Annotated in this window: 10 protein-coding genes; 1 reads left to right on the top strand and 9 read right to left on the bottom strand. The window is 49.9% G+C overall.

All coding sequences use genetic code 11. The features are described from left to right. Positions 1-20: 20 nt before the first annotated feature. From EOE67_RS15940 to EOE67_RS15900, 9 genes are all read right to left on the bottom strand, one after another. A complete protein-coding gene (locus EOE67_RS15940; RefSeq protein WP_240652844.1) occupies positions 21-1,352 on the bottom strand; it encodes a glycoside-pentoside-hexuronide (GPH):cation symporter in 1,332 nt (443 codons plus the stop codon). Positions 1,353-1,426: 74 nt separating this feature from the next. Next, positions 1,427-2,758 (bottom strand): GH1 family beta-glucosidase, encoded by a 1,332-nt coding sequence (locus tag EOE67_RS15935; RefSeq protein WP_127700328.1) that lies wholly within the window; start codon positions 2,756-2,758, stop codon positions 1,427-1,429. Positions 2,759-2,918: 160 nt separating this feature from the next. Continuing rightward, positions 2,919-3,650, bottom strand: a complete 732-nt coding sequence (locus EOE67_RS15930) for a DUF6445 family protein (RefSeq protein WP_127700327.1) — start codon at positions 3,648-3,650, stop codon at positions 2,919-2,921. Between the two features lie 3 nt (positions 3,651-3,653). Next, positions 3,654-5,189 carry a tryptophan halogenase family protein gene (locus EOE67_RS15925; protein WP_127700326.1) on the bottom strand — a complete coding sequence of 512 codons (1,536 nt, stop codon included), beginning with the start codon at positions 5,187-5,189 and terminating at the stop codon, positions 3,654-3,656. 50 nt (positions 5,190-5,239) lie between these two features. Next, positions 5,240-6,298, bottom strand: a complete 1,059-nt coding sequence (locus tag EOE67_RS15920) for a cupin-like domain-containing protein (RefSeq protein ID WP_127700325.1) — start codon at positions 6,296-6,298, stop codon at positions 5,240-5,242. 3 nt (positions 6,299-6,301) lie between these two features. Next, positions 6,302-7,039, bottom strand: a complete 738-nt coding sequence (locus tag EOE67_RS15915; protein ID WP_127700324.1) for a SapC family protein — start codon at positions 7,037-7,039, stop codon at positions 6,302-6,304. Positions 7,040-7,095: 56 nt separating this feature from the next. After that, positions 7,096-8,682, bottom strand: a complete 1,587-nt coding sequence (locus EOE67_RS15910; RefSeq protein WP_127700323.1) for a tryptophan halogenase family protein — start codon at positions 8,680-8,682, stop codon at positions 7,096-7,098. A 202-nt stretch (positions 8,683-8,884) separates the two neighbouring features. Continuing rightward, complete coding sequence (locus EOE67_RS15905) at positions 8,885-11,863, bottom strand: TonB-dependent receptor (RefSeq protein WP_127700322.1); 2,979 nt, start codon at positions 11,861-11,863, stop codon at positions 8,885-8,887. A 344-nt stretch (positions 11,864-12,207) separates the two neighbouring features. Further along, entirely contained in the window at positions 12,208-14,445 is a 2,238-nt protein-coding gene (locus tag EOE67_RS15900) for a putative bifunctional diguanylate cyclase/phosphodiesterase (protein WP_127700321.1), read from the bottom strand. A 193-nt stretch (positions 14,446-14,638) separates the two neighbouring features. Here EOE67_RS15900 and EOE67_RS15895 point away from each other — a divergent pair, with 193 nt between their 5' ends. Further along, on the top strand, positions 14,639-16,093 hold the full coding sequence (locus EOE67_RS15895; protein WP_127700320.1) for a protein adenylyltransferase SelO: 1,455 nt from the start codon (positions 14,639-14,641) through the stop codon (positions 16,091-16,093). Positions 16,094-16,167: the final 74 nt, after the last annotated feature.

Genomic DNA, 16,167 nt, shown 5'->3' with positions numbered 1-16,167 from the left:
TGGCGTTAGCTTATCAGCTTTTAAACGGCCACTCTTCTCAAATCCAGACTGATCTGGTCAATTTTTTCGTTGGTCAGAATGTACCAGCGCATCACAAAGGCCACGACAATGGAACCAATGGCCGGATACAGGCTAAACGAAATTAAAATGCCTTGTTTCGCTTCGTCAGTTTGAGTGACATCAGCCTGATAACCGTAACCCGCCAGTAACCAACCCGCCGACGCGCCGCCAATGGCGAGGCCAAGTTTGATAAAAAATACAATCGACGAATACACCATACCGGTACTGCGCACGCCGGTTTTCCATTGACCGTAGTCCACAGTGTCGGCCATTTTTGCCCACAACAGCGGCGTGCCAGCGTTAAAAAACAGGTTCCACAAAATAAACAGCGCAAACGCCAGTTCCACTTGATCGGCTGCCACAAAATAACTGGCAATACAAAGCGCTGCGGCAACAAGCTGAATACCAATGTACAGCTTCACTTTGCAGAATTTTTTCGAAAGCGGCTGCGCCACAATACAACCGACAATACTACCGACCATGCCAAGGGTAATAAACAAACTGATGCTGTCCGGTAATTCCAGGTAGTACTTCACATAATAAATCGCCAAGGTGTTACGCAGCACCGAGCCGGACAGTAAAAACAGCGCGGCAACCGACAGCACCCGCCATTGGTCGTTTTGCCACAACATCTTAAAATCATTTTTCATACTGCCTTGCGCTGCAGCAGGCGGTTGTACCCGTTCTTTCGTGCCGTAAAAACACGCCAGAAACATCCCAACGCCTAAAATACTCATCGCCAAAATCGTCAGCTGATAACCTTTGGCTTTATCACCGGCACCAAAATATTCCACCAACGGCAAGGTACAGGCCGACACCAATACTCCACCCAACATCGCAAACACAAAGCGATACGACTGTACCGATACCCGTTCTTTTGGATCGGCAGTCAATACCCCACCCAACGCACAATAAGGGATGTTTATTGCGGTATAGACCAGCATCAACAGGGTATACGTGATAAAGGCATACCACATTTTACCGGTTTCAGAAAAATCCGGGGTGGTAAACGCCAGCACACTCATCAGGCCAAAGGGTAAGGCAAACCACAGCAAATAAGGCCGGAATTTGCCGTGTTTACTGGTGGTGCGATCGGCAATCGCGCCCATCAGCGGATCGGTAATCGCATCAATCACCCGCACCGCTAAAAACATGGTGCCGACAAAAGCCGGCGAAATGCCGAAGATATCAGTGTAAAAAAATGTCAGAAACAACATCACGGTTTGAAACACTATATTGCTGGCAGTATCACCCAGCCCATAAGCAATTTTTTCTTTTACACTGACCATCATCTTCCCCTGCTTTAACGCCATTTATCATTGTTGTTTTTAGTTTTTTAAGTATTTTTTATTATTATTTTCGCCGCTTAGGTACGCCTGTTAATCAAATCCCGATACGCCAGACCACTTTGTTTAATCAAGCGTTGCTGACTTTGGTAATCAACATACACGATGCCAAAACGTTTTAAATACCCTTCGGCCCATTCAAAGTTGTCCATCAGACTCCAGGCGAAATAGCCATCAACCTTCACCCCCTGACGGATGGCCGAATCCAGTGCTACCAGATGTTGCTGGTAATAGCTGACCCGGTCACCATCTTGTACCTGACCTTGCAGCAGTTTGTCATCCATTGCCGCACCATTTTCGGTGATATAAAGCGGTGGCAAGGTATACAGCTGGTGCAATGAGACCAGTAAATCAGTGAACGCCTGCGGATAAATTTCCCAGCCAATATCGGTTTTTGGCACATCAACCATGTCGACCGGGGCAAAACCGTTTTCAGCACAAGCCTGATAGACGGTACGGGTATAAAAATTCACCCCCATAAAATCCATCGGTGTGCTGATAATGTCAAAATCGCCCGCATGAATAGTCGGTTTATCACTGTCCGCCAGCAAGGCAAAACTATCCGGGTAACATCCGTCCATCACCGGTTTGATATACCACTGATTAAAATAGTCATCGGCCAGCTGCGCTGCGGCAACATCGGCCGGATCATCAGATTGCGCGTAACAAGGGGTGAAGTTCAGCACCAGCCCATTCATGGTGTGCGGGCTATTTTGCTGCAGTACACGTAGCGCCAGGCCGTGCGCTAATAACAAATGATGGGCTGATTGGCGACCACCAGCTTTGCTGCGCAGGCCAGGTGCATGAATACCGGCTTCGTAACCTAAATACGAGCTACAAAATGGCTCGTTTAAGGTGGCGTAGGAATAGACCCGATCGCCAAAAGCACGGCTGATTTTGTCAGCATAATCGGCAAACAAATAAGCCGTTTCGCGATTGAGCCAACCGCCGTTATCTTCCAGATGCTGTGGTAAATCCCAATGATACAAAGTGACAAAAGCCTTGATTTGATTGGCTTTGAGCTCATCCAATAATTGAATATAAAAAGCCACCCCTTCAGGGTTTAAGCTGCCGTCCTTTCGCATCACCCGCGGCCAGGAAATCGATAACCGGTAAGCGTCGACACCGAGTGATTTAATCAGCTGCACATCTTCGCGCCATAAGCGCAGATGATCGCAGGCCACCAGGCCATCTGAACCATCGCGGATCTTGCCGGGCGTGGCGCAAAAAGTATCCCAGATACAAGGCAAACGACTGTCCGCGCCGCCTTCAATCTGAAAGGACGCTGTCGCCACTCCAAACAAAAACTGGCGGGTGTTTAGCTTTGAATCTATTGGTAATTCAATTTTCATATGTTCACTTCGGCTCGTTTAAAAATCTGCACTGATCAATTATTTGTATTGAAATTGACACTTAAACTTGTTCTTTTTTAACACAACTGTAAGCGCTTTCAAAGCGTTTCAGCAGTGTAGTTTGCATGCAGTTGATGTTCAATCATCTGCTACCCCTGATTCAGGCTAAAAAGTTGATAAAGATATTGGCGGTCAACCGACCTTCGCTGATGGAAGCTGCAATATCGGTCGCCGGATTGACCAAACTGGAATGCAGTAAATTTCCGGGATAAATCACCAACCGGTTTTGCCGGTATTCGAGCTTTTGGTACAACTCAAAATGATCGTTGGTTTCGACACAATAACGCTGTGGCGGCGCACCAAAGTGCGCTAAATGCTGCTCGGCCGCCTGGAAATATCTTGCTTGCGTGGCAGCAGATATTTTCTCCAGGCCAGTCGGCCGATGCCGGAACAAGCCGGTGCCGCCGTGAGGCTCCGGGCTTAAATAATGCAGCAGCGCAAAATAATAGCGATCGGTGCTGTCAAAATGCGGCAAACACTGCAGCGGTTTTAAATCTTGTTCGGCGCTGGTGATCAACGAATAATAAATGTCCTGCGGCTTGAGTCGTCGCTCAGATGGCACCTGATAGACCTGATAAATCAGCTGATAGACCGCATCCAGTACCGCAATGACATAAGGCCGCGGCAACAACGCCCGCACGCCGGGGTAATAAGAATACGCATCGGCCTGAAAATCGGCGCTTGCCGCATCCGCCAGCAATGCCGGCAGATCCAAGGCCAGATCGTCAATGATCAATACCGGCGTTTGCTGCGTGCCGACATAAATCAGCTGCGGTTTTAGTATGGTATTGATCACAAAAGCGCTCGCTGCATCACTCGCAACATCAGTCATCGCTCAGACAATCGCCGACTTGCAGTAGTACTGCAAAAAGTCTTGATGCGTCGGGAAATTCTGCACGGTTTTTTGCACATTAGCGGCAATGGTGCCAAGGAAATCAGTCAGTTCACCATCGCTCATCGCATCGACAATCGGGTGATATTGCGCCGGCAAAATCCCCTGTCCCATCATCACCTGGATCCAGGAGCTTTCACCAAACAGCTCTTGCGCGAACTTATACACCTTGCCCGATTGCGCGAATAACTCCATCCGGTGCGTCAACGATTCAGGCACTGCCATATCGCGGCAATAGCGCCAGAATTTGCTGTCATCGCGCTGGGTGGCTTTGTAATGCAGGATGATAAAGTCGCGGATATTGTGCATTTCAATCTGCGTTTGTTTATTAAATTCATCGACTTCGGCAGTTTGAATGCCGTTGGATGGGAACATCTGCAGCAAACGCACAATACTGCGTTGAATCAGGTGAATACTGGTCGATTCCAGCGGTTCTAAAAAGCCACTGGATAAACCAATGGCGATACAGTTTTTATTCCAGTGCTGGTGGCGGGTGCCGGTGCGAAACTTAATCACTCGCGGTTCAATCAGCCGCTCGCCTTCAATGTTGGCCAGCAACAAAGCTTTGGCTTCATCGTCGGACATAAACTTGCTGCAAAACACCATGCCGTTACCAACGCGGCTTTGCAGCGGAATTTTCCACTGCCAGCCCGACGGATGGGCGATTGCGCGGGTATAAGCGACTGGCGATTCAGTGGTTTTAGTTTGCACGGCAATGGCGCTGTCGCAGGGTAAAAAGTGGCTCCAGTCTTCATAACCAGTATTGAGCGTTTGTTCGATCAATAAGGCCCGAAAGCCGGTGCAATCGATAAATAAATCGCCTTCAATCAGCTCGCCTGACATCAGCCTCAGCGCACTGATGTGGCCGTCAGCATGTTGTTGTACTTCGGCAATTTTACCTTCAACCCGCTTCAGACCATGTTGCTCGGCTAACTTGCGCAGATATTTGGCGTAAATGGTCGCATCCATATGGTAAGCATGATTCAGATCCTGATTCGGCAACACCGCAAAACGGCCTTGGCGCGCCGCCAGATGTTCGACGCAATAATCTCCGATTTCACGGGCGATACCACGCTGCTGTGCTTTGCTCCAAAAATGCTGAAAACCACAGGCCCAACAATCTTTCCCCAGAAAACCAAAGGAGTGCAGATACTTTTGGTCTTGCTGCAGCCAGTTTTCGAACATGATGCCCAGCTTAAAAGTCGCGTTGGTGGCGGCCATAAATTCCTGCTCGTTGATGCCGAGCAAACGATGGAAAATATGTAAAGTCGGAATGGTCGCTTCGCCCACACCGACAGTGCCAATTTCATCCGATTCCACCAACACCACGTCCAGGTTTTTTCCCAGTAATTTGCTGATGGCCGCGCCTGTCATCCAGCCTGCCGTGCCGCCGCCAGCGATCACTACTTTTTTAATCGGTCGGTTTTTGATCGAGCTGTAGGCGTCGCTTGCTGCGGCGCCAAATTGTACCTGTTGCATCGTTATCCCCTTGTGCTATCGCTGGCGCTCGAGTGGCGCGGCTATTTCGGCTAGCGCTTTAATTTATTCTGTAAATCGGCCCGCAGTTGCCGGGCATTTAGCTCATCCAGTGGCTTTTGCAGCATGCCTTTGGCGGCAGCTGGCATGTCAGGCTCTGGTGCATTATCGTGTTCGAAAATGTAATAGTTAAACAGTGCTTGCCAGGCTTGGCGCTGTGCTTTAGGTAAACTGCGCAGGCTTAACATACTGTGCAACAAGGCATTGGTTGGCCGCCCCAAATAAGCCGGACTATCGCGCCACCAATGACTCACCAGAATATTCAGCGCGTCGTGCCCCTGCACGTGGTGCCACCACATACTCGGGATAAACAGCACATCGCCCGGTTCTAATGCAGCAATCGACGCCGCTTGTTGCGCCTTGGCAAAGCGTGGAAATTGGTCTAAATCAGGGTTCAAAAAATCGACCAGACTGATGTCCTGGCCACCAGGCGCAAATTCCATCGGCCCTGGGTATAAATTCTCAATTTGTTCTGGCGGCAATAAAGTAAAAGTGCGATGTCCGACGGCGTTACAAGCCAGGTTTTGTGGAAAATCAAAATGCGCAGGGATCCGCGCCTGATTGCCAAGCCAGACGCTGGTCAGCGGCTGCAACAACAAGTGCGCCAAACTATTGTGCGCGGCGAGCCCGCTAAACCAGCGCTCAATTTCGGTCGAGCCCATATACCAGATAGACGCAGGCTTCCCGGCCGCTTGCAGCGCTGCGCTTTGCTGTAACTGCTTGAGCAACAGCGGCAACGGCATCTTGCCGGCCTGATAGTTAAAGCTGGAAAAATCAGCGTTATAGAACACCCGCCCCTGCGTTTCCGGCGCCAGTTGGCAGACGCTGACCGGCTCGCCCTGCTCAAATTGCAACAAATAATCGGCAGCAGCGGCGTCAGAAACCAGCCCGGCTTGCACCAGCGGCCAGTTCAGACATAAACCTTTTAAAATCAGTGGTGTAGTGCGGTTTTGCAGCAGGTTTTGCAATTCAGGTAACAGCGCCGCACTATCGGTTGCATCAATAGTTTCAACTGCAAGCGCCTGCTGTTGCCATAAAGCCAGTCCTTGCATGGTTTAACCCGCAGCTTGTTGCAGCAGCTGATTTTTCAGCTTGAGTAAGTTGCGGATATTCGACTGCGACGCCAGCGCCATATAAATCGCCTGCAAGTAACCGCGCTGATGTAAAGCGGTCAAAGCTTCAGCGGACAGCGCCTTTAACTTGTCTTCGTTGATGGTATAAAACCCAATCATCTGATGTTTGGTACCATCGTCCAGCTGCACATCCAGCGCAAAAGCTTCCAGCAACTCTAGCGCCAACAACTGTTCAACAAATTGCTGACTGTCCTGCAAGCCAAAATGCAACGTTTCCAACATCCCGGCCACTTGTTCCAGATATGGACTGTTGCCACCAAAGGGCAAAAACAACGCTTCGCCTTGCGCTTTGCTCACGCGCGGATGCTCGACATCAATATGAATCACTCTTTGCTGATGCTCGACACCATCTTCGCGCACTGTTTGCTGGCCAATCAAAAATGGCAACCGCAATACCGATAACGGGATATAACTGTGTTGCCAGTTGTTGCTTTGTAAAAACAGATTTTCCTGATGACTAAAGCCAAACAACGCCACTGGATACAATTTGCCGGTCTGTTGATCTTTATGGAAAAAAATCGGGTACTGCGCCTGCACGCTGCGAAACTCCAGCGGAAAAGTGGGCGTAAACCATAAATTGTCACCATAAGCCGCACCACGCTCGGTGATCACTTTGAGTGGCTGATGTTCAACACTGTTTAGTAAGGCAATTTTTGTCATTTCAGATCCCTATCACTGTCATTTTTAGTTGTAGTTATGTCGTCACAATTTGATTGTTAAATCGTCGGTAAGCCATGTTGGCGGATCTTCTGCAACAAGCTGCGATTGTCGTCCAACACTTGTTTTAACGTCTGAATTCGTTGAATATTTTCATTAAACAGCTGTTGTGCTTTGCGCTGTAACGACGGTTTCTGGCTGCCGGATAACTGCGTCTGAAACCCCATACCATACAATACATACTGATAACTGGCTGCCGGAAATAACACATCACTGTGGCTAATGTCCATGGCTGAAGGTACCTGATATCGCCACAGTTGCAAGGCGTCTTGCAGCGACGTGGGTATCGACGACGATTCGCGATGCTCATACCAATAATCATCATCTGCGCGCTGACTCAGCACATAATGTAATTTTAAAAATTCAACAATCTGCTGCCAATGCTGCAGAAATACTTTATTGACCCGCGCCGCAACTATGTCCATCACCGCGCGATTAGCCGGTAACTGGCTGCTCAGCGCTTTGGCGGTCCATTCCACTAATGCCAGCGCCGACGCTTCTAAGGGTTCAATAAAGCCCGCCGCCATGCCAATCGCGATACAGTTATTTTTCCAGCACAAAGCGCGATGACCTGGCGCGAAACTGAGTTTTCGAAATTCGGCGCTACTGGCTGCGGACGCGCCAAAATCGGCGGTTAAATAACGACGAAGTTGTTGCTCGGCCGCATCATCGGACAGATGTGCAGACGAATAAACATGGCCAATGCCGCGACGTGTCGGCAAGCCGATATCCCAAATCCAGCCACAAGATTGCGCAGTAGCATGGGTGCAGGAGGCTATGGCGGCATCGGCTGTTGGATAAGGCATTTGCACCGCCAACGCACTGTCGTTAAACAGCACCTGCTGTTGGCTAATCATTGGCACCTGCAGATGTTCGCCTAATAACATCGAACGGGAACCAGAACAATCGATAAACAAATCACCACTGATCTCGCCGTGCGACTTGGTCGAGAGACTGGCAATATCACCATTTTGCTGACTATGAATGGCCGTCACATGATCGGCAATATAACGAACGCCTAATTTTTCAGTGACATGTTTTTGCAGTAACTGACTGAATTTACCGGCATTTAGGTGGTAGCCATAATTATTGATAAAGCTGTATTCAGCGGTGGAAATTTGTTTGGGGGCTAAACCCAGCTCAGCGAGCTGAAATTGCTGACACACCGCATCGGCGAATGCCACGTCCTGCTGATGGGGTAACCAGAACGGACAGAGGTTTAATTCCTGCTGGCCAATCGGCAAACTAAAAGGATGTATGTAGCTGTCGGGGAAAGAACGATTGGCCGCAGTCTGGCCACGCCAATGGATAAATTTTGAACCTTGTTTAAAGCTGGCATCACAACAGAGCAAAAATTCAGTTTCGCCGATACCGATTTTTTGTAACGTCAGCCGCATTGACGGCCAGGTGCCTTCACCAACGCCGATAATAGGCACATCGGGTGACTCGATCAAACTAATGGTTAGCTTGGGAATGGCCGCCAATACCCCCTGATCAGCATTATGTTCCGCGGCCAATAAACCAGCGGTAATCCAGCCGGCAGCGCCACCGCCGACAATCACGAGACTACGGATTGGGTTGTCCATCGGATGACCTGCTGTCATTGATAAAATGCATCAAAATAATCTACCGCATCTGTGTGCAAAGCAACATCCGGGCTGCAGATTAAAGTCATGGCCAGCACCGGCTGACCATGGGCTTTTGCAGTAAGTCAGGTCTGAACAGAGCCGCACAATCAACGGCTAAAGCATTGATTATCCGATCCATTCAGACCTTGCACGCTAATGCTTAGAAGCTGTAGCGAGCACCGATACTATAACGGGCACCCGTTTCGACCAGGCTTAACACCTGTTCTTTGGCGCGCCCATGCACCCGGACATACTCGTCCGTCACGTTCAGACCTTCCAGGTAAATGGTCAGGCCTTCCACTTGTGGCAAGTCGTAGCTGACCGACACGTCAATCTGCGAATAGGCTTCGGTGTATTTCGGGTTCGCGCCGGTATCCTGACCGCGGGAGTTTAAGAACTCGTCACGCCAGTTGTAAGCAATCCGCGCCTGGAAGCCATAGTTTTCATAAAACACAATGGCGTTGGCGGTATCACTTAAACCGATGAGGGCTGGTTGGTCTTTGAGTAGGAAGTTGTCATACGTCTGACCACTATCCACGATGGTGTAGTTACCGATCACGCCAAAACCACTTTCACCAAAGGCATGCTGGACTGCCAATTCCCAACCGGTGATCGCTTCAGAGGTATCGCCATTTGAAGGCGTATTGATCTTGAAGTTCATCAGGTTGTCTTCACCGGATTTACCGCTGATTTTCTTGCCGGTGACATCCACTGTTGGATCGTTTGGATAGTTGGCGAAAATCCAGTTGCGGATTGCCGCGGCATCAGCGCCGACTGCAGCTAAAGCTTCACGGTATTTCTTACCATCAGCTGGATTGAAAATACCGGCAATAGTCGTGTCTACCACAATGTTACTAATGAAGTTACTGGTGTCTTTACGGAAATAACCAACCGACGCATAACTGGTGGGTGAATAGTACCATTCCACCGACAAATCGATGTTTTCCGATTCCAGCGGCAACAGATTCGGGTTACCGGCAGAACCACCGCCACCCGCACGGTTGGCCAATGTACCTAAAATTGTACCACCTTGAATGGAGGTATAATCCGGCCGGCCAATCGTTTCACTGTAAGCCGCCCGCACCATCACATCGTCAATCACTTCGATGTTAAAGTTCAGATTTGGCAATACATAATCATAATCGCCTTGTTGATTCTGATACTCACGCTGGCCGCTGGCGACCAGAGCAATTTCGGTATCCGCAATCCAGTTGGCGCCGTTGTAACCAGCAACCGCAGCGGTGGAAGATACGTCAGTACTTTCAACCCGCACACCCACATGCACATCATAAGGACGGCCTTTGAATTCAGACGCAAAGTTATACTGCACGTACGCCGCTTGGGACTCTTCTAAGGTGTAACGGTCGGTATCACGTGCGTAATCCGTCGATGGGCAGAAGTCAGTACCACAATCGCCAAAACCTTGGTAACCCGCCGGGGTATACAGTTGTTCGGCACGGTCACGCACGGCATGGAAATCCCAGAAGAAGATCCGGTTTAACAGCTCGTAAGTTTTACCTGGCGCTGCTGAGAAATCGCCTTTGTTGGCAGAGAATTTGTCGTGAATAGTACCAGCCGGGAACCAGCTGTCATCAAAGTCACCGGCTTTACCAACGCCACCCCAGTCATTGCGCTGCACGTTCACCGATTTTGAGTGGTTGTCGACATCGGTCAACGAAATACCAAAATCGATACTTCCGGCTTCTTCTAAATCGTAACTTGCTTTGACCTGATACTGGTCGATTTCCGAGCGATTGGTAGAGTTACCAAACACACTACCGGTGACCCGCATATCGGAAGGCTTGACGGCGTTGCCACCGCCCACCGCCAGTGCCGGTAAATCACCGCTGAAATCAGTCGCAGCATAAGTCCGGACAAAACCGGCAGTACTTAAGGTGTTGTTAGAACCAAAGATATTGTTTGGTTTAATTTCGGCGTCCGATTGATGCGCGTCAAAATTAACTTTTAACCGATCAGTTGGCTGCCATTCCAGATTTAAGCCTAAAGAGCCACTTTCATTGCGCACGCCAAAATCACCTGCCCCCATCGATAAGTCGGCAGGCGTAGCGTAATTTTCAGCGTAAATCAGCGGTGACGAAATTGGACCATCAGTCCAAACGTTTTGCGAAGGCGCAAAAGTAAACCAGGCCGAAACGTCGTTATATTGGGTGTCCACGTCGTTACGCATATAAGTGTAATCAAGCGTGGCCTTGATGGAATCGTTTGGACTGTATTGCAACACCAACTGACCGTTGGTCCGAACCCGCTGCTGTTCTTCAAATTTATAGATGGTGGTTTGTGGTACTGAATAAATATCCGCTGGGCCTGGACGATTGACCTGGCCAGTTTGTGGCACACCGCCCCACTCGCCGGTACCTGCGCCATAGTTGTCATCAGCTTTGCCTAAAAAGCTGCGCCAGCCGGTACCAACGTTCGCCTGTTGGTTACCACTTTCACGCTCCTGATAACTACCGGAAACCATCACACCGAATTTATTGTCATCAAAAGTGTTTGAATATAAACCAGAAAATTCCGGTGTCGCCGAACCGGTTTCAGTTGATTTATCGTCAACCATCGCCACGTTGGCAATTGCTTTCATGCCTGGCGAATTTAACGGCCGTAAGGTTTCAACATTGATAGTAGAACCGATACCACCGGTTGGATTGGCGGCGTAAGCTGTTTTGTGAACCTGGACACCGCTGATCGAATCAGAAGCGATGTTGGCAAAATCAAAAGAACGCGAGCCTGTCGTGACCGGCATCTGGCGACCATTTAACGTAACCAGGTTAAAATCCGGGCCAAAACCCCGCACCGACACTTTACTACCTTCACCGTTGACCCGGTCAATCGACACACCGGCAATCCGCTGCAACGATTCGGCTAAGTTAGTATCCGGGAATTTACCAATATCTTCGGCGGAAATCGCATCGACCACACCATCGGATGAACGTTTGATATCCATGGCTTTAATTAAACTGCCACGAATACCGGTGACGGCAATCACTTCAATTTTGTCGGACTTTTTCGCTGGCTCCGCGGCTACAGCATCCTGCGCCTGTGCTGGCAACATCGTTCCCACACCCAACACCAAGGACAAACTGGTGGCGAGTCTGGTCTTTCTAAATGTTATCGGTTTCATTCTGTAATCCCTGTCGACTGTGTTATGGCTACTATTTTTATAAGTGCGTTTTTTTGAGCGCCGACCAGGTTGTAAACAGACTACAAACAACTAACTGTAAGCGCTTACACAACTTAGGTGATTTTGTTTCAGCCGTCAATACACCATCAGGGGAAAGTTCCATTTGCACCGAAAAAAAGCAGGGTTACGAATGAGGGAAAATCATAATTCAGGGGATAGGACTGTTATTTATGTATATGATTTATATAAATTTAATATAAGTTAAAAAATTTCATCAACGCTGATGAAAAATCTGTCATTTGCCACAAAAAGCAGCAACACCACAAGAGATGCGCCAGAATGGTTCAACGGTTGCGCTGCCAACTGGCAGGCGGTTGCCACTGTTGCACCCAGTCAAACACCGCTGCAGCGGGCATTGGTTTTGCGATTGCGTACCCTTGTGCAAGCTGATAACCAAGCTGCAGTAATTTCACCCCGTGATGCTCGGTTTCGACACCTTCAGCGATGATTTCCAGCGCAAAAGCCTGGGCCAAAGCCAGAATGCCTTGCAGGATCGGCAGATCGTCATCGTCGATGGTGATATCACGAACAAAACTCTGATCGACCTTCAACAAATGCAGCGGCAGTTTTTTCAGATAGGACAACGACGAATAACCGGTCCCAAAATCATCCAGCGCAAAGGTCACGCCCAGTTCACTGCACTGCTGCATGATGGTGCTCACCAGGCTGATATCTTCCAGCGCGCTGGATTCGAGAATTTCCAGCTCCACCAGCCCGCGAATGTGTGGCTGTGGCAGTAATAACGCCGACAACTGCTCAACAAAACCAATACTTTGTAAGTGGTTGGCGGCAATATTGATACTCAGCGGTAAGGTTAAACCTTGTTGCTGCCAGAGCACCAACTGCGAAATGGCGTTGGTCACGACCCACTGCCCCAGTAAAATGCCAACCGGATGTTGTTCCAGCTGCGGTAAAAACAATGCCGGCGGCAATAACCCACGCTGCGGATGTTGCCAGCGCACCAGTGCTTCATAGCCAATCACCTGGCCGGTGTACATATTGACTTTCGGCTGGTAATACAGCACAAACTGTTGCAACGAAATGCCAAGCCGGATTTCTTCAATTTGCTGATGATGACCACGCAACAACTCTTCCTGCGCCGCATCAAAACACTGATAGCGGTTTTTACCACCTTGTTTGGCCAGATACATCGCCTGATCGGCTTGTCGTAGCAACTGATCCGCTTCCAGCGGTTGTCGTTGTGGGTAAAAAGTAACGCCGATACTGCCGGATAATTGCAGTGTATATTCATCGAGTTGCAGCGGCTGTTGTAGCTGTTGTAGCAGCTGCGACAATAACCCGGTGCCTTCATCCTGACTTTTCAAACCGTTTAGCAGCACCACAAATTCATCACCACCAAACCTCGCCAGCATGTCTTGCGGCCGCATCAATTGTTGCAACCGCGTCGCCAGCAACTGCAACACCTGATCGCCAAGCGCATGGCCATACCGGTCGTTAATCACTTTAAAACCATCCAGATCCAGATAGGCCAAACCTATTAACGCCGCCGGTTTGCGCTGGATCGCCTGTTCCAGTGTTTGCAACAATAACAAGCGATTGGCCAGACCGGTGAGTGCATCATAATGCGCCAGATGTTCCAACCGGTGCTGCACTAACGCCCGTTTTTCATCCATCTGCATCAATCGCTGTTCGGTTTTTGCCAGCCAGCCCAACACGGTATCTTGGCGGCTGCTGTCAACTGCAATCGGTTTGCCTTGCAAATCTGAACCTAAAGCACTGATATATTGATATAAAACCGGCAGTGAAGTACCTAGCACCGCGCTGAAATAGCGGCGGATTTGCCACAATAAATACAGCAGCCAACAACCAATGGCGACAAACAAATAGCGAGCGGCATCGGCCACAATCATGGCTTGCTGCAAGTCATTGGTGCTTCGAATATCAATCATCTGATAAAACTGATCGATGGGCTGCATAATACCGGCTTTGGCCTGGTGATAACGTTGGTCAAACAACATCGCCACCGCTTGGCGATTCAGCTCCAACGCTTGTGGCGCGGGCATCCTGCGGGCTTGCTCGTGCAACTGCATGGCTTTAAATTCAATTTGGGTTAAATCGTCCGAATAACCTTTGGCTTCCGCCAATTTTGCAAACTCAGCAGCGGTAAAACCGGCTTGCTGCATCAACACCAATAATGGCATCGCCGGTTCGGAAGGCCGTGGCCGCATCGCATCTTCAGTGACTAAATCCCAATACACCCGCTGATAAAACCGCGGCCGTGGCGCTTTGCCATCGCGAATGGCCATAATTTCCTGAAAATGTGCTTTATACCGTGGCTCGCCTGTGACCACGTAACTGCGAACCATCCGGGTTAAATCGTCAGAGGATTGGCGCAAAATATCCGCCAGTACAAAGGAGTTCAGTCGTTGCTGATTTGCCGCATCAATGGCGCGCTCGGTGCTGACATACCAGAAAAAACTGGTGACAAAACCGGCTAGTACCACCAGCGTCAGTCGAAACAAAAATTGCAAACGCGACAACTGTTGACTGGCAGCAGACAAAGCAGGTTCTCCAACTCAATGTCAAAAAATGGTTCAGTTTCCAGTGTAGCCGTTTCAGGCAAAAACTACATGGCTGGATAATTTGAAAACTGCGGGTCGGCAAGCGGCGTCAGGCAAGGTACAATCCGGCTAGCTTCAGTTTTCTGAGTTTTTCCAGATGTCCAACGCCAACAGCCCACAACCAGCAGCAACCATGCAAATTGAGCATAGCTATGCAGGTTTACCCGAAACTTTATTTGAACTCTGTGCGCCGACGCCGGTTGCTGCACCACGCTGGCTGGCATTTAACCATAAGTTAGCCGCCGAACTTGGTTTTGATCCGGCTTTGGCCGAAACCGCCGCCGGTTTGCAACTGCTCGCTGGTAACCAACTGCCGGATTGGACCAAACCACTGGCGCAAGCCTATAGCGGCCACCAGTTTGGCCATTTATCGCCGAGACTCGGTGACGGCCGGGCCTTGTTACTGGCTGAAATCATTGATAAAAAACAACAGCGGCGCGATATTCAGCTCAAAGGCGCGGGTCCGACACCTTATTCCCGCCGTGGCGATGGCCGCTCCGCGCTCGGTCCGGTGATCCGCGAATATCTGGTCAGCGAAGCAATGCACGCACTCGGTGTGCCAACCAGTCGCGCTTTGGCGGCGGTGATCACCGGTGAAACTGTGTACCGCGACCAACCGAAGCCGGGCGGCATTCTGACCCGCGTTGCTGCCAGCCATATCCGGATCGGCACTTTTCAGTTTGCCAGTATGTTACAGGACGGCAGTTCCCTCAAAAGCCTGGCCGACTATGTGATCAATCGCCATTATCCGGCATGTACAGATACGCCACAGCCATATCTGGCCTTGTTGAACCAGGTGATCCGCGCTCAAGCCGTACTGGTCGCACAGTGGATGAGCCTTGGTTTTATTCACGGAGTGATGAACACCGACAATATGTCGGTCAGCGGTGAAACCATTGATTACGGCCCTTGCGCTTTTATCGACCAGTTTGACCCTAATACGGTGTTTAGCTCGATTGATCAGCAAGGCCGCTACGCCTATCGCAATCAACCGATGATTGCGCAGTGGAACCTGGCACGGCTGGCGGAAGCCCTGTTGCCGTTGCTGGCGGAGTCCGAAGCCAAGGCGGTAGAAGTTGCGACCGCGGCACTTAATGATTTCCCTGATTTATATCACCAAGCCTGGCAAGACCGGATGAGCGCCAAGTTGGGTTTAGCATCCACCGCAGCGGCGAAAACGCTGGCTGAACAATTGCTGCAGCTGATGGCCGCCAATAAGGTCGACTTTACGATATGTTTCAGAACCTTAGCTTTTGCCGTCAGCGATGCTGCTGCAGCACAAGGGCCTGCGTCATTGTTTGCGGATCAACAAGGCTGGCTGGTTTGGGCGGCGCAATGGCAACAGCAATTGCAAGGTGAACCGGCGGCAATGCAACAGGCAATGAACGCAGTGAATCCATTTTTTATTCCACGAAATCATCAGATTGAACTCATGATTAGTCAGGTAACTGAGCAGAACGATTTCACTTTATTTCAACAATTTGCCCGCGATTTAAGCATGCCTTTTACTGAAACTGCCAACAATCAACGCTGGGCGGCAGCGGCGCCGGAATCAGACATGCCGTACCGGACTTTTTGCGGCACTTAATGGTCGATCCATAAAGATTTAACCAAGTTTAACTTTTGCCAGCCGCGAACTGGCCGATCGGTGTTTTCATCTGC

The organism is Rheinheimera riviphila (genome assembly GCF_004005945.1).
GTDB classification, from domain to species: domain Bacteria; phylum Pseudomonadota; class Gammaproteobacteria; order Enterobacterales; family Alteromonadaceae; genus Pararheinheimera; species Pararheinheimera riviphila.
Note: the sequence above shows the minus strand (reverse complement) of the source record. Positions and strands in the feature narration are given on the sequence as shown.